General features: G+C 38.5%; 16 protein-coding genes. 1 reads left to right on the top strand and 15 read right to left on the bottom strand.

Translation table 11 applies throughout. The annotated features are described in order from the left end of the window. Positions 1-100 precede the first annotated feature (100 nt). From lepB to queG, 12 genes are all read right to left on the bottom strand, one after another. Positions 101-658: a signal peptidase I gene (gene lepB / locus H7U02_RS10315; protein ID WP_037597744.1), complete on the bottom strand. Its 558-nt coding sequence runs from the start codon at positions 656-658 to the stop codon at positions 101-103. Positions 659-779: 121 nt separating this feature from the next. Continuing rightward, positions 780-2,009 carry a tetratricopeptide repeat protein gene (locus H7U02_RS10320; RefSeq protein WP_110981214.1) on the bottom strand — a complete coding sequence of 410 codons (1,230 nt, stop codon included), beginning with the start codon at positions 2,007-2,009 and terminating at the stop codon, positions 780-782. Further along, on the bottom strand, positions 1,999-3,177 hold the full coding sequence (locus H7U02_RS10325; protein ID WP_073686303.1) for an AI-2E family transporter: 1,179 nt from the start codon (positions 3,175-3,177) through the stop codon (positions 1,999-2,001). The genes H7U02_RS10320 and H7U02_RS10325 overlap by 11 nt, the downstream gene beginning before the upstream one ends. A 9-nt stretch (positions 3,178-3,186) precedes the next feature. Further along, the gene (locus H7U02_RS10330) at positions 3,187-3,669 is read right to left on the bottom strand and encodes an NUDIX hydrolase (RefSeq protein WP_037597740.1); all 483 of its coding nucleotides are present in this window, start codon (positions 3,667-3,669) and stop codon (positions 3,187-3,189) included. A gap of 148 nt (positions 3,670-3,817) precedes the next feature. Then, positions 3,818-5,419: a type I restriction-modification system subunit M gene (locus tag H7U02_RS10335; protein WP_201043314.1), complete on the bottom strand. Its 1,602-nt coding sequence runs from the start codon at positions 5,417-5,419 to the stop codon at positions 3,818-3,820. A gap of 59 nt (positions 5,420-5,478) precedes the next feature. After that, positions 5,479-6,663 carry a restriction endonuclease subunit S gene (locus H7U02_RS10340; protein WP_201043316.1) on the bottom strand — a complete coding sequence of 395 codons (1,185 nt, stop codon included), beginning with the start codon at positions 6,661-6,663 and terminating at the stop codon, positions 5,479-5,481. Positions 6,664-6,665: 2 nt separating this feature from the next. Then, positions 6,666-7,757, bottom strand: a complete 1,092-nt coding sequence (locus H7U02_RS10345; RefSeq protein ID WP_201043318.1) for an AbiH family protein — start codon at positions 7,755-7,757, stop codon at positions 6,666-6,668. A 69-nt stretch (positions 7,758-7,826) separates the two neighbouring features. Next, positions 7,827-10,826 carry a type I restriction endonuclease subunit R gene (locus tag H7U02_RS10350; RefSeq protein WP_201043321.1) on the bottom strand — a complete coding sequence of 1,000 codons (3,000 nt, stop codon included), beginning with the start codon at positions 10,824-10,826 and terminating at the stop codon, positions 7,827-7,829. Positions 10,827-11,211: 385 nt separating this feature from the next. Beyond that, positions 11,212-12,141 (bottom strand): permease-like cell division protein FtsX, encoded by a 930-nt coding sequence (gene ftsX / locus H7U02_RS10355; RefSeq protein ID WP_037597738.1) that lies wholly within the window; start codon positions 12,139-12,141, stop codon positions 11,212-11,214. Continuing rightward, positions 12,134-12,826: a cell division ATP-binding protein FtsE gene (gene ftsE, locus H7U02_RS10360; protein ID WP_049545099.1), complete on the bottom strand. Its 693-nt coding sequence runs from the start codon at positions 12,824-12,826 to the stop codon at positions 12,134-12,136. The genes ftsX and ftsE overlap by 8 nt, the downstream gene beginning before the upstream one ends. Before the next feature lie 87 nt (positions 12,827-12,913). Continuing rightward, a protein-coding gene (prfB, locus tag H7U02_RS10365) for a peptide chain release factor 2 (protein ID WP_096833329.1) occupies positions 12,914-14,012 on the bottom strand; the annotation gives its coding sequence in 2 pieces (ribosomal slippage) (positions 12,914-13,939 and positions 13,941-14,012; 1,098 coding nt in all). A 52-nt stretch (positions 14,013-14,064) separates the two neighbouring features. Continuing rightward, on the bottom strand, positions 14,065-15,183 hold the full coding sequence (queG, locus tag H7U02_RS10370; RefSeq protein ID WP_049554308.1) for a tRNA epoxyqueuosine(34) reductase QueG: 1,119 nt from the start codon (positions 15,181-15,183) through the stop codon (positions 14,065-14,067). Positions 15,184-15,276: 93 nt separating this feature from the next. Here queG and H7U02_RS10375 point away from each other — a divergent pair, with 93 nt between their 5' ends. Further along, a complete protein-coding gene (locus H7U02_RS10375) occupies positions 15,277-16,134 on the top strand; it encodes a metallophosphoesterase (protein WP_049554309.1) in 858 nt (285 codons plus the stop codon). A gap of 23 nt (positions 16,135-16,157) precedes the next feature. Here the strand turns inward: H7U02_RS10375 and H7U02_RS10380 are convergent, their stop codons facing one another. The 3 genes from H7U02_RS10380 to H7U02_RS10390 all read right to left on the bottom strand — a co-directional run bounded on the left by H7U02_RS10380 (position 16,158) and on the right by H7U02_RS10390 (position 20,349). Beyond that, positions 16,158-16,904 (bottom strand): NADPH-dependent oxidoreductase, encoded by a 747-nt coding sequence (locus H7U02_RS10380; protein WP_155124205.1) that lies wholly within the window; start codon positions 16,902-16,904, stop codon positions 16,158-16,160. Positions 16,905-17,013: 109 nt separating this feature from the next. Beyond that, a complete protein-coding gene (locus H7U02_RS10385) occupies positions 17,014-19,698 on the bottom strand; it encodes a cation-translocating P-type ATPase (protein ID WP_064520647.1) in 2,685 nt (894 codons plus the stop codon). Between the two features lie 264 nt (positions 19,699-19,962). Continuing rightward, complete coding sequence (locus tag H7U02_RS10390) at positions 19,963-20,349, bottom strand: DUF1934 domain-containing protein (protein WP_037600507.1); 387 nt, start codon at positions 20,347-20,349, stop codon at positions 19,963-19,965. Positions 20,350-20,374 lie beyond the last annotated feature (25 nt).

Here is a 20,374-nt window from a genome sequence, read left to right on the forward strand (position 1 = left end):
CATAAAAAAAGAGAAGACCTATCAGGTCCTCTCTAGATGTTAGCTTTTCGTCACCCACTACAGTTGACAAAGAGCCGCTTTTTTTAGTAGTATTGAAATATTAATCGACATCAACGAAACCAAAACGTGATAGAGGATACAATCTAAAAGAGATAACACCTTTAATTTGATCTTTGTCAATGAGACCAAACTTACGACTATCATCTGTATTACGACGATTATCGTTCAGTACAAGGTACTGCCCCTTTTCAATCTTAGTTTGTTTATTATCTGTCAATGTTGCAATGGAAAAATCATCAGTGAAGAAATTCCCAGGTGAAACTGTCGCCAAATAAGCTGATTTACCCTTACTAATATAGGCTTCGTCAACTGACTTATCATTAACATAAAGGAAATCATCCATAGCTGTCACGCTCTTACCCTCATCAGCAATAACACGCCCAATGTATTCTTTACCATTAACTGTATAAAGAATAAAATCTTTTTTCTGAGGCTCAACATTTTTATTGAAAGTAACATAGTCACCAGCATGAATATAGTCATTAGCCTGACCTTCAGTCACACGGTGTGTTGAGAAGACAAAAGCTCTCAACAACAAAATCACTACAATGGCAAGAACTGCTATGATAATATTTCGAATTAAATCTCTCTTAACCATACTCACTCCTTATGGGTTCTAATAAAATCATAACATAAATAGAGAAATAAAAAAAGAGGGAGTGAGCAAGCTCAATGTATCTCTCCCTCTCTTAAAACCAATGATTAAAACGTTTCACAGCTTAATAGTCCTCAAAAAATGTTTGCATATTGACATCATCTGGAACTAAAGCAAGGTATTTTTCAGCCGTTGCACGCGCCTGATCCCTGTAACCAAATTCACGCAAAATATATGCATAATCATGGAGGAATTCAGGATTTTCAGATAAATCTTTAGCCAAATCTTGATAGATTTGAAAAGCTTCTTCTTCATCATCAAGTGCTTGGTAGGCCTTGGCAATGTTCCAACGAGCCAAAACAGAATCAACTTCATAATCGGCTAAAGCCACTAGATCCTCGTAACGTTCTTCTTCCAAATAGAGCGTACTTAAACGCAAGATAATCTCATCTTGGTCCTCAGCCAATGGCAAAGCTTGCTTCAAATAAGATTCAGCAGATTGAGTGTCATGCAACTCGTAGGATAACTGTGACGCTAGCAAAAGTAATTGAACATCAAAGGCATTTTTAGAAATCCCTTGTTGTGCCATTCGTAAAGCTTCTTCGGTTTTATGTTCTGCATGTAACGACAAGGCGTAAATATACTCATAACCTTCGAAGTCAGCAGACATGGTTTCTATCTGCTTAAAGTAAAAATTAGCTTTTTGATACTCTTCTTGATCATAGAGCAAAGTGGCTAACTCAAAAGCAACGGTATCATCGTACTCAATTTCAATAGCTTTTTCCAAAAATTCACGAGCAGCTTCAAACTTTCCAAGACTGGCATAAGCCTTACCAATGCGTTCATAAGTAGAAACGCCAGTCATCGCAAGAAGGTCACGATTATCTAATTTAGCATAGTAATGAATAGCTTGTTCAAAATTTCCAAGTTCAAACTCCATCTCAGCCAAACCAAAAATAATCAATGAGTCATCTGATAATTGACTTGCCTCCAACAACTTATCACGTGCCACATCAGTTAAGCCCTCCATTTGGTAGAGGTCAGCCTTTACAATTAAAGCAGACAAATAGTCGTCAGAGTCTTCAGGTATGGCATCCAAATAGAGAAAAGCCTCTTCAATATCACCATCTTCGGCAGCAATTTGTGCTAGATTGACATTAACCTCTGGAAAATCAAAGCGAACTTTTTCGTAAATTTCCTGTGCCTGTGGTAAGAAACCAATAGATTCTAAATATTGGCCCAACTCAACAAGAACCTCTGCAGGGTCCTCTCGTAAAGCTTTTTTAAAATATTTGTCCGCGTGGTCTAAATCTTGGTTTCCAATAGAGGCAACCATTTTTTCACTATTTAACATCGTCTTTTTGTCCTTCATTTTCTAAATCATCTTGATAAAGATTACTTACAGAACGGTACCAATCAAAAATCTCTCTAACAACAACCTTGACAGAGGCATAAATTGGAATCCCCAATAAGACGCCCCAAACACCGTAAAGAGAACCTGCTGTCAAGAGAATGAACATAATGGTAATCGGGTGAATACTTAGTTTATTCCCCAAAACGAGTGGAGAAACAAAACGTCCCTCAATAGTTTGCTCAATGAAGAAAATGATGAGGACCTTAATCAACATAGCGGGTCCTTGCACCAGTCCCATGATTATAACTGGTACCATAGCAAGAAAGCTTCCCAGATAAGGAACCATGTTTAGAAAACCTGCCATAATACCGAAAGTCATACCATATCGAAGACCTACAATCTTAAACATAATACAGAACATGATGGCAACAACAATAGCGACTGTAACCTGGCCTTGAACATACCCTTCGAGCTGACTATTAATATCTGAAAGCATACGAACAGTTGTTTCACGAAAGCGAGTTGGTAAGGCTGAGACAAAGCTATGTTTCATCTTTTGGCTATCTCTTAAAAGGTAGAAGAGAATGAAAGGTGCCAAAATGATAGCTACTGTCACCCTTGCTACTGTGCTCGCAAAAGATCCAACCCATGTCAAAGCCGATGAAGAAAAGTTCTCAGCATAATTGACCATTCTCGCTGAGAAATCACTAAGCATGGACTCTAAATCACCATGGAAGTTAGAAAGAATAGGGAGATTAATCCAACGTTCCGTTTCACTATTGGCACGTGCAATATATGATGGTGCATTTCGTATCAAGATCAAAATTTGATTTTGTAAGCTTGGAATGGCTGTTGAAATCCCCCAAACCAAGAGCAAGCCAAGAATAGCGTAGATGACCAAGATAGACATGGTTCGACTCAATCCCGTTCTTTCTACAAGTAGTACCAAAGGTTTTATTAAATAATAAAGGAGCATGGAAATAACCAATGGCAACATAATAATGGTCATAAACTGGATGACGGGTGAAAAAATGGGACTAATCTTGGTAAAAATCAAAACCGTCAAACCAATCAAAAGTAAGATGAAAAAAGCTACGACAGCCTGATTATTCAATATCCACTTAAAAAACCATGTTTCTGAAAAATTTTCTGTTTTTTTACGCTTCATAGTTCCTCCCTATTTATCATAAAATGTTACAGTTTTATCTACCAAGTTCTGGTTACGATCGTAGCTAAATTTTGCAGAGAAGAATGGTCGATCTTCAAGTATCCACTTAAAAATCTCATAGTCACCTTCCCAAGTTGGTTTAGATAAGACCTCATCATATGGTACCCATTCAAGCGTTCCTTCACGAGACTCCTCATCTGAGATGAGTTCTCCTTCAAAACCAGTTACCTTAAAGACATAGGTGTACCAATCATGACCAGGGGTAAATTCTGGAAAGGTAATCATACCTTTAAAATCCATCTCAGTCACTGTAAAATGTGTTTCCTCGAGAATTTCACGACGAGCACATTCATCTGGTGTCTCTCCAGCTTCTAGTTTTCCCCCGACAGAAATCCACTTTCCTTCATGAACATCATTAGGCTTTTTATTACGATGTAGGAGCAAAAGCTCCTTTCCATTGTCAATATAACAAATGGTAGCTAACTTTGTCATAATGCATCTCTTTTCCAATGTTTTTTAAATATTATACCAAATATGGGATTGGATTTGGGCTTTGAGCAGACGATTTTGAGATATAGTTGAAAATCTGCTTTTCTGAATCTCTCGACAAACAGAAAGAGAACCAGATTGGTCCTCCTTCTCACATTTTATTCAATTTTTCCAAATAGGCGGTTAACTCATCCTGAGCTTCTGGAGTCGTACCGACTAATTGACTTCTCATCTGAGCAAGTCTTGCTTCCACATCTTCAATCTCACGATCAATCTCTGCCAACTGATCTGCTAAATCTGTCAAAGGTACGACTGGCTCTTCCTCAAATGTATCGACATAGCGAGGGATATTAAGATTGTAGTCGTTTTCGACAATCTCTTCAAAGCTAGCTAGATGGGCTAACTTTTCGACATCCTCCCGTTTTTGATAGGTTTCTAAAATCTTAGCAATATGCTCATTAGTCATATTGTTTTGATTCTTTCCTTTTTCAAATTCTTTTGAAGCATCTATAAAGAAAACATCTTTATTCGTACGATTTTTCTTGAGAATGATAATAGTCGTCGGAATAGATGTATTGAAGAAGATGTTGGCTGGCAAACCAATAATTGTATCAATAGCTCCTTCTTCCAACAAATGCTGACGAATTTTTTTCTCTGCAGCTCCACGGAAAAGAACTCCGTGAGGAAGGACAATCGCCATTACACCGTTATGCTTGAGGTGATAAAAACCATGTAGTAGAAAGGCAAAATCTGCTTTAGACTTAGGAGCCAACACTCCATAACTTGAAAAACGAGGGTCTTGCAAGAATCCACTATCTGCTGACCACTTCAGTGAATACGGTGGGTTCATGAGCACACCATCGAAATCCGTTGGCTCTGTAGTTGGCCAATCTTCATCCAGGGTATCGTGATTGCTGAGGTGATAGTTCTCAATCGCAACCCCATGAAGCATCATATTCATACGAGCCAAGTTGTAGGTAGACGTAACCAGTTCTTGCCCATAATAAGAGATAGTTGACGCTTCTTTACTATAACGCTTGGCATTGAGCAAAAGAGAGCCCGAACCCATAGTCGGGTCATAAAGGGACATCCCTTTTTGGTGTTCACGACCTGCAAAGACAATCTGCGTCATGAGGTGAGATACTGCTTGAGGCGTGTAAAACTCTCCAGCTTTTTTCCCAGAATCACTAGCAAATTGGCCAATCAAATACTCATAAGCATCACCCAAGATATCTCCTGCATGACCAGATACATTGAGGTCATTAAGTTGATTCATAACCTCAGAGATGGTTTTATTTTGTTTTTGAGGAGTATTTCCTAATTTTTTTGCATAAAGATCGATATCTTCAAAGAGATTCTCAAATTTCTCATTGGATTGTTCAATATCCCGGAAGCTTTGCGCTAGGGTTTCCAACTGGAAAGTTCCCTCGTGAATATCCTGCACCAGCTTGGTAAAGGTTAGTGAAGGCTCAATGACATATCCTAACTCATCATTAAAAATTTCAATTAGGTCTTCACGAACTTCAGGATCCGCAAAATTCTCCTCATAAAGTTCTTGAGCTTGTGGGAAAGACTCAAAGTCTTCATCCAAGTTATCGCAGACAGCTTGAAGGATATTGTCAGATAAATATTTATAGAATATCAAACCCAAAAGGTAAGACTTGTATTCATTGGCATCCATCTGCCCACGCAGGATATCCGCTGCATTCCAAAGGGATTGATAGAGTTCTCTAGATAAATCTGTTTGTGACATAGGGTCTCCTATCCATTTATACTTTCATTGGTTTGTTGTCGTTTTTCTGTATTTGTATCTTAGATAAACATTTTTCTTAGTAGGGTTTGTTTGCTTTCTTTGAGATGATTGACTTTTTCTTCTTGCTTGGCAATAACTCTGTCTATATCTTGGAAGAAGGTTATCAAAGCCTCCTGTTCATGACTTTCTGGGGCTAGTATTCTTATATTAAGAAAATCCCTCTCATGAATTCTAAACTGACCATATACTACACCTTGTCTATATTTAATCATCTCGTTGATAAATTCTTTTCTTTGAGACAGTATAGCAATAAATTGACTTTCCTTTTTTGTTTTTGAATAAAATATACTATAAACAGGGGAAATTAATGCTTTACCAGTCTTATTGAAACCTATTGACCCTGTATCTAAATTATTAGAACTATAAATGAAGTCTCCATATTCTGTCTTTTTATAATTCTTCTTATCATCTTTAACAAGAAAACTTCTGTCATATCTATCAGATTTTGGTACAACTCCTTTTCCTTGTACAAATGACATTAACTGATACTCTTCACTTTCAGAAATCTGTTCATTTCTTTCAACTAATATTTCCCCCAACTTCACTTCCTTCCACTCATCTTCAAATCCTGCGAAGCGAAGGGCTGGTTTCTTTTGTCCTTTGGCTGGGAAGAGAAGTTTAAGATAGGTTTTCTTCTGCTCTTTGAGCACCTCAAACTTACGCTGTTGAAGGCTAATGAGCTGGTCAATATCTTGGAAGAAAGAACCAATGGCAGTTTGCTCGGGGAGAGTGGGAAAATAAATAGGATAAGGTAATATATGTTTATTATTTATTTGAGGTATTGTTGAAGTATCTGCTATTTTATACAGACCAATATTAGAAATAACTGTGTATAAAAATTCTAAATTTGCTTTATCAGTATTTAAGGACATCATATTAGTATCCATGTAGGCTTGGACATTCAAAATTCTAATTTTATTAGTTAAAATTGCCGCCCCCCTTTTGGGAAATACAACGCTTCCTTTTTCAATTTTTTTTATTTTATAGCTTGTATCAACATGGTTTTGTGTTGCAGTTAAATATTTATCACAATAGTTTAAATCATCAACTTTTACATATGGCGTATTACCTTCAAAAAATTTTGCTGGAGCATCTCCAGAAGTAATATCAACTATTTCTCCCAACTTTCTCTGTTCCCAAGGTTCAGCATAGTCCTCAAATCGGTAACTTGGTTTATTTGTCATTCTTACTCTCCTTCTACCCATTGATTATTAACTGTATCTATCACTCTACATTCATTCGCCTTACTAGCACCTAATTTTTCTAGAGTTCTCTTTATTAGCTCAAAATCTCCAAATTGATAATAACTATCAAGTATAATATCGGCGTTCGGTATTTGTTTAAATATCGTTTTCAAATATGGACTATCTACCCAATTTTCTTCTGAACGAATTCCAAAACCAATAAAATAGATTTCTTTGATAGAAGATAACGTTTCAAAAAATTCCCTATATTTGCACAATACTCTATCGGTTGGCTTCTTTAACTTATCAACAACTGCTTCAAGGTATGAACCTACATTTAGAGGATTAAAATCATATGGATTGCTATTAAATTCATCTTCATAACCATGTCCAAAGATGAACTGACTGCTACCAATAAGTCCATGTAAATGGATAACTTGATCCTCAGGAATTCTATAAAAGTCCTCTAGCGTTTTTGTATAATTGAAATTGATAAATATTGCATCAGGATTATTTAAAATGGTAGCTTTTAATAGCTTCGAAAGTGATTCTTCACTTTTAGTAAGAATTCTAGCGGCCCATTCCGAGTACGTCTCCTCAATCCATTCATTAAATATTTTATTTAAAGAATATAATACATATTTTGCTAGAGTTTCTCCTGTATCATTAGCATTATTAGACATTTTTGACCCATCTAAATCTCCATCCTTATCTGTAATATCAGTTGTAGTAATAGAAATTTTATCAAAATCTGCTAATTTTTCTTCAAAATCAGACCAAAATTTCTCAGTTTCCGTAATCTGACCCATTAACTGATACAACAACTTGTACAACTCTTCATCGTCTGGATATAGGTCTCCACCATCTGGTGCCATTTGTATTTCAGGAATACTATAATCATCAATATCTTCTAATATCTCATAATCTAGTCTTTCGAGGTACAATTTTATTGCACTCTCACTTTGCAATGACTCCAACAACTCATCTTTTCCGTAGGCCTTTTGATAGACAAATTTTTTGAAATAGAGATAATTTGTCTTCAAATCATGCGCTATATCAAAGCCATTGCCAATAATAAATAGTTTTTCTACCATTTACCACTCTTTTTCTTCTTAATTTATTTTCAACTTCAGGCTTTATTTTTCTAGGTTTAAATTCTCCAACTACCTCCCCCTAAGTGGCAAAATGTCTTCAGCGATCATTGTCATATAGTCCTCTTTGAGGGCTTTTTTATATTTGAGTTTTGGAAGTGCCTGATCTCCTAGCGCTTCTTTATAAGCAGCATAATTTTGAGAGTCAGTGACAGCTTTTTCACCATTTTGCTTAACTCGACCTACTCGGAAGTTGTCAACAACAAACTGAAGTTCTTCTTGACCAATCTTCCAATAGTTCGCCACTTTATGAATCTTTTCTTGTGTGGTCTTTTCGATCATCTCATCCAACTTATGAGCAACCGATTGTCCTTGATATTCTTCTGTATCAGCTTGTACTTCTTGCCATAGCTGAGAGATAATTCCTGATAATTTTGGATTAGATTTATTCAAATCCTCAATATAGTTATTAACGAGATTTCTTTCCTTACTTGTGATATTCTGCTCTTTACTTTCAATCAACGTTTGAATCAAAGATAAGATATAGTGGTAATTAATCTCGTCTGTATGGATAGATTCTAGTTCATATTCAATGTCAAAGGTTGTCTCTTCACCTTCTGGATTTTCATCTCGTCGTCCTCTTAGTTCTTCGATGACATTTTGATATTGACCAACGAAGTTCTCAATATCTTCCAGACTAAGACCGACCTCTTCAAGTATACTTTCTTCATCATAATCCGCATAGACCTGAATGGATGAAAATAGTTTATCAAACTCTTGGAAGGCCTTAGCAAAACGTTTCAACTCCGCTTCTGTAGCGGTATCCAGATCAGGCACCTGTTCGGGTGTTGGAGAAATCGCTAATAGTGCTTGTGTCTTTTCAAGGAATTTAGCCTTTTCTTCAGGCCACTCTGGAGCTAAGACACTGGACTCTCCACCATTTGAGTATAGACTGAGGGCTTCATCTACCTTTTCTTTAAAACGATCAGGTGTTTGGAAGGTCACAATTTGCCCAAATTTCTTACCCTCATCAAAAAGACGATTGGTCCTTGAAAAAGCCTGGATGATATGTTGTGGCTTCATCGGTTGTCTATCCATGAATAGGGTAGACAGACAAGGAGCATCGAAACCTGTCAAAAGGCGATCAACAACAATGACGAGATCTAGTTGCTCCTCCCGAAAAGCAAAGCGTTCTTTCTTCCTTGCAAGGCGATTATTTAGATCACTATTATAGGAAGACAAGGTTGCTAGATTAAAGTGGGTTCCAAACATGGCGTTATAGTCTTGCAAACTTTCTTCCATATAGGCTTGATTTGAAACCGAGTCTGCATCATTTTCAGTTACAGAGTAGGTAATCGCAACTTTTGGAAAATCTGGCAAGACTTTTTTTACACTTTCAGAAATCTTCAGAGAGGTCTCCCCATTTTTAACTTTCTTGATCAAGGTATAATAAGCTTGCGCACGCGCGATACTTTTGACTGTTAGTATGGCCTCGTAGGTATTACCGACCCCATTTTTAAAACCAAGTTTTCGTTTGGAACGATTGAGGATAGCATCCAAAACAGCTAACATATGTCGCTCATCATCATAAAACTCTTCGTCAATTTCATCTTCTGCCCAGTCAGGCATGGTCGTCTGGTATTCGACATTAAAGCCAAGGACAGCTCGATCATGAATTGCTTCTTTGACCGTGTATTCATGAAGACAAGCGCCATACTGCTCCTCAGTAGTCTGGGCCAAATCTCCTTTTTGCTCTCGCTTGTTTTCACTAAAAATCGGAGTCCCAGTGAAACCATACCAAAGAGAATTTGTAAAGAATTTTTCCAAATGACGTTGCCGTTCTGGTGTCACAGCTCGGTGACATTCATCCACTACAAAAGCCAATTTTAAGTTCTTAATACGGTCATACACCTTCTGATGACGGCCTTCGTCAAACTGACGAATCATGGCATTCATCTTTTGAATAGTCGTTACAACTACACGACGATCATCAGATGCTAAATTTTTGATTAATTCTCGTGTATCATCCGTCTCATCGACGTCAATCATATCATTTTCAGCGTAAGACTGGAAGGAACTGGTAGTTTGCTGATCAAGATCCGTCCTATCTATTACAAAAATCGTCTTCTCAATGGATGGAATTTGAAGAAGATTTCTAGAGACTTTATAAGAGGTCAACGTTTTCCCTGACCCAGTCGTATGCCAGATATAGCCCGATTGTTGTTTTCTACTAGCATCGCGAATCGCTTCGATTGCATGCACCTGGTAAGGACGTAATAAAATCAAAGCCTTTTTATCATCATCAATCACCGAATACTGCATCACCATCTCATGCGCTCTTGGAATAGATAATACGGACTCCGCAAAGTCAAACAACTGAGGTTGAGGGTGATTATTTTGATCGACCCACTTGGTTAAGAAGCGTTCGTTTAGTTTATTTGCCTTAGCCGCTGCTATGTAGCGAGTATCCGTTACATTGGATACAACAAACATCTGAAGGCTTGAAAAAATCCCTCTAAATTGTCCTTCTTGATCATACTTTTTAATCTGACGAAAAGCATCCATATAGGGATGAGAGCGGCTTTTCAGTTCGATCTGAATCAATGGTAAGCCATTGATTAAAAGGGTGACATCGCCACGACGCTGTCGAATTCCTTCACCGCCTGTCATGACTTGATGTACGACTTCATAACTAGACTTCCCACCTGCCACATTATTGCGCCATAAGACTTCAAGACGAATGATTCCTAAACTGGCATCTTCCCGTTGTACCTGTACTTTTGCAATGCCGTTTTCTCCAGCAATCCACTTAGCCGCTTCATAGAAGTTCACAAAATTAAGCTGGTTTTTAATTTGATTTTTTTCCGAGTGTGTTAGTGGATAATCTGCCAGTGTACGGACATTATTTTCCTCTAGTTTTTCAAAAAAATTATCCCATAATTTCTCTTCAGAATTCAGTTCTGGTCTATAGACCCATTGACTCTCACCTTTTGTAAGTTGGTTGATCAGATCTCGTTCAATCGCTAATTCTTTAAAATTGGAATTAGAGTAAATTTGCGTACTATTCTCCATAGAATTATAAATTTCTCGTGACTTTGATACTTCATTTAATGGTTGAGTTTCCGAATTTTCTGTCACATTATCAGACATAAAAATCTCCTATTTAAACTACAATAAGACTAAACTATTTGTTTTTATAAAATCTTTGGTCAGTAATTATATTACTTTCTAAAAATCTAATCTATGTTCTTAAAAAAAATAACCTCTGTAACACTTCATTTATTTTATCACAAAAATAATATTGTAAAAAGGTTTACCTATCCTCTAAATGAGTTATCAGAAAATTAAACATAGAAAAATTCATACGAATTAACTTCACTTTATAAAATCTACAGATAATTCTATAGTATCTCTTGACAAACAAAAAGAGAACCAGATTGGTTCTCCTTTAATCTCTTTAGTATTTCAAATAACGGCGCATTGCCATACGTGACCCAATCGAACCGATAATGATACCGACTGCGAAGAGGGTTCCGATAACCGCATAGACAAACCACTCTGGATCATACAACGAAATACCACCTTTGACAAAATCTGGATTCAAAGATGAGTAAACCATGTGATACAAAAGATAAATGAGCCCAGAAGGAATGATGGCACCAAGTGCTCCAATCCAAGCACCTTCCATCAAGTAGGGACGACGAATGTATGAATTCTTAGCACCTACCAAACGCATGATTTGAATTTCAGTCGCACGTGACATAATGGTAATACGGATAGTATTTGAAATCAATAGGACAGCCACAATAGTTAAGAGTGCTGTGGCAATGATTCCCCAAAATTGAACACGTTTCATAGTGGACATCAGAATTTCAGTATCTGAGCCACCAAAGTTAGCATTATCAACACCCTGAATGGCTTTTGCTTCCTTGGCAACTCGACTGACATCATCTGGTGATTTCGTTTGGACGATGTAAACATCTGAAAGAGGGTTGGCATCTCCAGTAGCTGTCTCGAAACTTGAACCCATTGTTTCAATCAGTTGTTTCTTTTGTTCTTCTTTACTTGAGAAAGTAACCTTATCTACACCTTTGATTTTGGTCAAAGCATCATAAATCTTATGGTAGTCTTTATTAGCAACAATCTGTCCAGAAAGTTCCTTGACTGTTTTCGAGGCATCTGATGAATCTGGATCCAAGTAGACATTGACCTGAATATTCTTTTCAATATCTGAAGCCAATTTCTGCGTATTTAAAATAACAGAGCCAAAGACACCTAAAAGTGAAAGAACAATCATTACCGAAAATACTGCCGTAAGTGTCGACAATAGATTACGTTTGAGATTCTTAATCGATTCTCCTAAATGGCGGAAAAAGCGTCTAATCATGGTAACCGTACTCTCCTTCCTCTTCATCACGAACAATACGTCCTTCTTCAATCGCAACGACACGATGACGAAGGTTATTAACGATAGTTGAGTTATGGGTTGCCATTAAAATGGTAGTCCCTTGCAAGTTAATACGTTCAAGGACTTGCATAATTTCCCATGAAATCTCTGGGTCCAAGTTCCCTGTTGGTTCATCCGCAATCAACACTTTTGGATTATTTACAATAGCACGTGCAATAGCGACACGCTGTTGCTCACCACCAGACAATTGATTTGGGAATGAACGCATCTTGTGTTTAAGACCAACCAACTCGAGTACTTCTGCCACTCGTTTCTTGATATGACGAGGTTTCTCACCAATAACTTCCATGGCATAAGCAACATTTTCAAAAGCTGTTTTCTTTGGAAGAAGTTTATAATCCTGGAAAACAACTCCAATGGAACGTCTCAAGAGTGGAACATCTTTCTTACGAAGTCGGGTTAAATCGAACTCTCCAACCTTCATAGAACCACTCGTTAATTTTTCTTCTTGGTAGAACAAGCGAATTAAACTTGATTTACCAGCACCAGAAGGGCCGACTAAGTAAACAAACTCCCCAGAGTTAACAGACAAATCAATGTGTCTAAGGGCTGTTGTTGACTTATCATACTTCTTAGTAACATCTTTTAATTCAATAAGAGCCATAATGTCAGTATTCAACTACTAAAGTAGCCGAACGCCTTCCTTTCATTGAGATAAAGTATCTAAATACTTAAAAATAGTATATCGTTACTATTCTTCCATACGCCACTTGAGGTAGGCATCGATGAAGCCTTCAATATCTCCATCCATTACCTTATCAACCTGGGCAACTTCATAGCCTGTACGGTGATCTTTAACCATGGTATATGGCGTGAAAACGTATGAGCGAATTTGGCTTCCCCAAGTGATTTCTTTCTTATCACCTTTCAAAGCATTCACTTCTTCTGCTTTCTTTTCTTGCTCCATTTGATAGAGCTTAGCTTGAAGCATCTTCATCGCACGGTCACGGTTCCCGTATTGTGTACGGTCAACCGTTGAAGCTACAACAATACCTGTTGGAATGTGGGTCAAACGCACACCTGTAGAAACCTTGTTGACGTTCTGACCACCAGCACCACCTGAGCGGAATGTATCCATCTTGATATCATCGTCACGAATCTCTACTTCAATGGTATCATCCAATTCAGGCATGACTTCCACTGATGTAAAAGAGGTATGACGACGTTTGGCAGAGTCAAATGGTGAAATACGAACCAAACGGTGGACACCCATTTCTGACTTGAGGAAACCATAAGCATTAGGTCCTTCAAAAGCAAGGGTTACAGATTTGATTCCAGCCTCATCACCCGCCTGATAATCCAAAGTTTCGACCTTGAAACCTTTGGCATTTCCATAACGTTGGTACATACGGAGCAACATATCAGCCCAGTCTTGAGCTTCTGTCCCACCAGAGCCTGGGTGAATTTCCAGGATCGCATTGTTATGGTCATAAGGTTCAGACAAGAGCAATGTCATCTCGTAACTTGTCATAATCTTATCAAGTTTTTCGAGTGTTTCTTCAAGCTCTTCTTGAACACTATCATCTTCTTCCAACATTTCTAAATAAAGCTCTGTCTCGTCAGAGAGTTCTTGCATATTGTTGAAAGTTTCGTATTTCATTTTTAGCTCATTTAACTCTTGTGAGGTCTTTTGAGCTGCAATATTATCATTCCAAAAATCTGGCTCAGTCATTCGGTTTTCGAGGAGTGCAATGTCCTCTTCCAAACGATCTAAGTCAAAGAGACCTCCCGAAGCTCACGAGCTTCTCTTGATTTTCAGAGATTTTTTGGCGAATTTCTGCCACTTCCATGGATAGGTTTCCTCCATTTTATAGTATTATGCTTAATTCTAGCATAAATCACTTAAATTTGCCATTTTGCACACACAAGCTCCCACTCTGCTTGGGATTCTTCATCCTTAGGTGACAGTTCCCTCATGTAATCTAACATAGCCTCATCGGGTTTCTTAACAATCTCACCGAGAGCCCAAATGGCAGTCGCCGTATGGATGGGATTATTATTCTTATCAATTATCTCCATCAGTTTGACAATAGCATTGCGATCATGTAGGTTAGCCAAGGCAATAATAGCATTACGTTGAAGAATATTCTTCCCGCGCCATGAACCGGCAATCATCCCAAATTTCTCCTTGAAGGATTTGTTGGTCAGCTCAAGAAAAGGAAGTAATTCGGGCATGGCAAGCTCAGGATCAATGTCCGAAGCCAGTGGATTATCGATACCTCTGTTATATGGACAGGAAATCTGACAAATGTCACAACCATAGATAACAGTCTTTATCTTCTTTCGAAACTCCATATCCATCATGCCTTTATCCTGTGTCTGAAAGGATAGACAACGACGAGCATTCATAGTACCATCGCCAATGAGACATGATGTCGGACAGGCATCCAAACAACGACGGCAATCCCCACAACCATAATCAACTTCTTGGTCTGGTTCAATCTCTAGATTAGTGATAAGCTCGCCAAGATACATGTAGGACCCGTATTCTTTCGAAATAACTAGTCCATTCTTTCCGATAAAGCCAATACCAGCTCGCTTGGCCACTGCTGTATCGACCAGAGCTCCAGTGTCCACCATACCTTTATATTCGAAGTTTTCCGTCAGTTTTTCAATGCCTTCTGCCAGGCGTTTTAGTTTGTCCTGCAAAACATAGTGATAATCTAGACCCCATGAATTTGGAGTGATTTTGCCACGCTTATATTCTGTTTTTTGGGGTTGTTGTGGCAGCTTATGCGGATAGGCAACTGCAATGGAAATGATGGTTTTAGCTGATTCCAAGGTCAACTTAGGATAAATACGCTCTTCAATATTTTTATGTTCAAAACCTGTTGTTCGCCCTTCTTCGACACCAAGTCGAAGGGATTTTTCCAGATAGGCGAAGTCATCGGCGGTAGTAAAACCAATTTTTGAAATGCCAATCTCCTTGGCCATCTTTTGTATTTCTAATTTGATATCCATATTCTTATCATAATGAAATTGTAGTCTAAGGGCAAGTATTTTCCACCATCTTCATTTACAGACAAGCCTTAACCTTTTTGTTACAATGTTTCTATGACGAGACTTGCAGTAATGAGTGATTTACATATTGATATAAATCACTTTGAAACATATGAAATTGATACTCTTATAAATTGCCTAAAAAATCAAGAGGTTAGCCATCTCCATATCGCTGGTGATATTTCTAACCATTATTTTATCGACACAAAACCCTTTCTACGAAAACTGTCTAAGGAGATCAAGGTCACCTATAATTTTGGCAATCATGATATGCTTGATTTAGAAGATGACCTTATTGATAATCTTGATTTTCAGGTGATAAATTTAGGTAGTAAGACATTATTGGCTTTTCATGGCTGGTATGATTATTCCTATTCAGATGAAACGTTAGATAAGGTTCTTAAACGTAAGAAACAACTTTGGTTCGACCGACGACTTAAACGATTGGGGACTGATCCGGATATCTGTCAAACTAGTCTTAAAAGGCTAGATAATGTCTTAAGTGAGTTAGACACTAGTAACCTTATAGTTGCCATGCATTTTGTTCCTCACAGCCGCTTTACCATGACGCATCAACGTTTTGCACCTTTTAATGCCTACTTAGGCTCGGAAAAATTCCACCAGATTTTCGCCAAGCATGGCGTTAAAGATGTTGTTTTTGGTCATGCCCACCGCAGTTATGGGACGGTAACTATTGATGGCGTAACCTATCACTCGCGTCCTCTTGGATACCGACGAGAATGGGATTTAACCATCGACTTTGTTTCCAATCACCCTGAACTCAATCCTACTGGAACATGGAACCTCTCCAAACGTTACAACCTAGTCAAGAAACGATCAGAGTTTTTAGAATATGAAAAAAAGGAACTGGCAAATGAGTTCCTTTCATCCATGACACTATTTGATTTGTAGAACGACTCTTTAGGAGTCGTTTTTTAGTCGGTGAAAAATCCCTGCTTTTGAAGGTCCTTCAAGGTATTCGCACGATTGGCAACGGATTGATCCATTGTCTTTGCAATCTGTGTTGTAAATTCATCAACTCTTTTATTGAGATCACGAAGGTCATAATACTCATGAACTTCAGCGTCGTAATCTTTTAGCTCCTCTAAAGGATGTTCTAAGTCTCGATAATAATTTTCCATATGGATTACGTGACGGGGTAAACGAGGTTTAAGCTGCGGTTCTTGATCTGGCCAACCAACTGCTAATCCTACTGCTGGATAGACATACTTTGGCAGTTTGAGAAGCTCTGAAAGTTTAGCGTTATCATTCAAGATACTGCCAAGGTAAACTGTTCCCATACCTAAACTCTCAGCAGCTACTACCATATTTTGAGCCGCTATCATAGCATCCGAGAAGGCCGAGATAAAGCGTTCAGGACTACCTTGGACCAAGGCTTCAGCGCCTTTTGCCTCTGCAATCAGTGTGTTACGTCTTTGGTCCACAACAAATACAAATAGATGCCCAGCATTTGGAATATAAGGCTGGTTGGCAATCTCTGCAATTTCTTTCTTCAATGTTTCATCAGTAATACTGATAATCGAATAGGACTGTCTAAAATTACTCGTTGCTGTATGTCTTGCAACATCAACCAAAAGGTCAACTTCTTCCTGTGTCAAAGCTAGAGGTTTAAATTGGCGAATACTACGATGATTAAGTTGCGTCTTAATAGTTTCGTTCATGGCTTTCTCCTTACCTAGTGACTACTTTACTTTAATTATAAACAAGACAGTTGGCGAATTCAAGATTTGATAAGAAAAAGCCAGAGACTTAATCTCTGACTCTTATTTGTTAAATAGCATTCTTATCTTTGCCAAGGGCACGTTGACCAGCCTTAACCAATTCAACAAGTACCACAATCAAGAAAGAACCCACAATAACTGCAAGCCATTGTGTCAGACTCAGGTGTGACACATGGAAAAGGTTATTAAATCCAGGAACTACAATAGTTGCCATCAAAAGAACGAAGGCCACTGGAATTGCCCAGTTGAAAGTCTTGTTTCTAAAGAGACCAACTTTAAAGACTGATTGATAAACTGATTTAACGTTAAAGGCATGGAGCAACTGGATTAATCCAAGTGTGGCAAAGGCCATTGTAAGGGCATCCGCATGAATTTCTGCTTGCGTATGGTGCTCTGGGAAGGCAAGGCCCCAACCATATACTGCAAGAACAAGGATAGTTTGGAAGACACCTTGATACATAATCGCTCCGAAGACACCACCATCAAAGAAGTTTGATTGGCGACCACGAGGTTTGTGAGTCATAATACCTGGTTCAGCTGGCTCAACCCCAAGTGCGATAGCTGGAAGTGTATCAGTGACTAGGTTAATCCATAGAAGGTGTACTGGTTGAAGCACATCCCAACCAAACAGTGTAGCAAAGAAGATAATGAAGACTTCGGCCATGTTGGCTGACAAGAGGTATTGGATTGATTTTTGAATATTTGAGAAGACCTTACGTCCTTCTTCTACGGCAACGATAATTGTCGCAAAGTTATCATCGGCAAGAACCATATCTGAAGCACCCTTAGAAACCTCTGTACCTGTAATTCCCATACCGATACCAATATCAGCTGTTTTAAGTGAAGGCGCATCATTAACCCCATCACCTGTCATGGCAACAACCTTGCCATCATTTTGCCAAGCCTTAACGATACGAACCTTGTGTTCAGGAGACACACGCGCATAGACAGAGTACTGTTTGAAGACTTTTTGGAATTCTTCATCAGAAAGCTCATTAAGCTCAGCGCCAGTAAAGACATGATCTTCCGTATCATTTGGATCGATGATACCAAGACGCTTAGCGATTGCTTCTGCTGTATCTTGGTGGTCACCTGTGATCATAATTGGACGGATTCCCGCTTCTTTAGCGACACGGACAGCCTCTGCTGCTTCTGGACGTTCTGGGTCAATCATACCTACCAAACCTGAGAAAATCAAATCAGACTCAACAACTGCAGATTCCAAGGTAGGAATGTCATTCGTTGTCTTATAAGCCATCATCAAGACACGAAGGGCTTGTTTTGCCAAGTCCTTATTAGTTGCAAGGATAGCTTGTTTATCTTCATCTGTGATAGGACGGACCTCACCATTGATTTCAATACGAGTCACACGTTTGAGCAATTGGTCAGGCGCACCTTTAACGGCTACAAAGTATGTACCATCCGCTTCTTTGTGGATAGTAGACATGAGCTTACGGTCAGAGTCAAATGGCAATTCTGCCACACGAGGCTCTGATTTTAAGACGTCACGCACATCAAAATTGTGGTCCAAACCAAATTGAACAAGAGCTGTTTCTGTTGGATCCCCGATCAATTTACCATCAGGGTCCACCTTTGTATCATTGGCAAAGTTCATAATACGAAGGGTTGTATTGTCAGCACCAAGTTCCGTAGAAGCGTTTTGCAATTGACCGTTTGTATAGATTTTTTCAACAGTCATTTGGTTCATGGTTAAGGTACCAGTCTTATCAGATGCGATAATTTCTGTTGAACCAAGGGTTTCAACAGCTGGCAATTTACGAACAATCGAATTGCGTTTAGCAAGGGTCGTTGTCCCAAGTGACAAAAGAATGGTTACAATGGCAGGCAAACCTTCAGGAATGGCTGCAACCGCAAGAGCAACGGCAACCATCAAGCCTTCAAGGGGCTGTTCGCCACGAATGAAGACACTAACCAAGAATGTCACCAAAGCAATAGCGACAATCAGATAGGTCAAGGTCTTAGACAATTGCTCCAAGCTTTGTTTCAATGGCGTTTGTGATTCGTCCGCATTAGCCAGCATATCGGCAATCTTACCGACCTCAGTATACATACCAGTATTGGTTACAACTCCAGTACCACGACCATAAGTAACGTTAGAGTTTTGGTAACCCATATTCACACGGTCACCGATACCCGCCTCTGCTTCAACTGTCTCGGTAACGTCCTTTTCAACTGGAACGGATTCACCGGTAAGGGCTGCTTCTTCAATCTTAAGTGAGGCAGCTTCGAGCAAGCGCATATCCGCAGGAACAACATCACCTGCTTCAAGCAAGACGATATCTCCAGGAACCAATTCGCGTGAATCAATTTCAACGACATGGCCATCACGGCGCACACGAGCCATAGGGCTAGACATGTTTTTTAGGGCTTCAATAGCCGCTTCTGCTTGTCCTTCTTGATAAACACCAAAGGCTGCATTCAAAACAACAACGGCTAAAATAATGCAGGCATCCGTCAAACCATGCATACCTTCTGTAATAACAGAAAGGGCGGCAGCGACAAGCAAGATGATAATCATCAAATCTTTAAACTGATCGATGAATTTTGACAAGAGGCTGCGTTTTTCACCTTCATCCAACTCGTTATAGCCATAGGCATCTAAACGTTCCTTGGCTTGTGCAGTAGACAAACCATCAACAGAAGTGTCCAAGTTTTTTAGGACTTCTTCCTCTCCTTGTGTGTAAAACAAGGTTTTACTTTGTTCTTTAGACAAAATAATCTCCTCCTTCTATATAGGGAAAAATGGCTAACAAGACTCTTTTTATATAAAAAATCATACAAAAAGAGACTTGTTTAATAAAAAACAAGTCTCGCTGTTTAAGAATATGCCGGAAATATAAAATTTCGTAATGACGACATAATCGCAACTGTTAATCAAATCTCATGATTACAGTCACCTGCTACTCCCTTATTTCTACTAAACATTTTATCATAAATTATTCTTTATTCAAGCAAAATGATTCTATTTTTTCAAAAATTAAAACCAAGAAACTTCTAATTCATAATCAGCAAAAACATCTTCTGTTTCTGGATGTTTCAATTGATAATGAATATCAACTGTCTGTCCATTAGAGTCATGGGCAAATAAACTAGTGTCTGTCAGAAAATGCTGGGTACCAAGCGGTGTCGGAATGTGGACCAAGGCAGGTACTTTAGCAGAAAAACGCATAATGGATTTAGGATTAGAAAAGCGTGTCATCACTAGCTCATCCTGATTCAACTTAATAACCACTTTTTCTTTCTCGGAATTATGATGAACAAGATAGGTATAATCCCCTTTTTCCATAACCTCACAAGTGTGGATTTCTTCGATAATTTCCGTTTGATCGCCTACTTTAATTTTGTTTTTGATTTTAATTTCCATTGATTACTCCTTTCTGTTCTATAAC

Origin of the sequence: Streptococcus sp. 3.1 (genome assembly GCF_016648915.1) — a bacterium.
Lineage (GTDB): Bacteria > Bacillota > Bacilli > Lactobacillales > Streptococcaceae > Streptococcus > Streptococcus salivarius_E.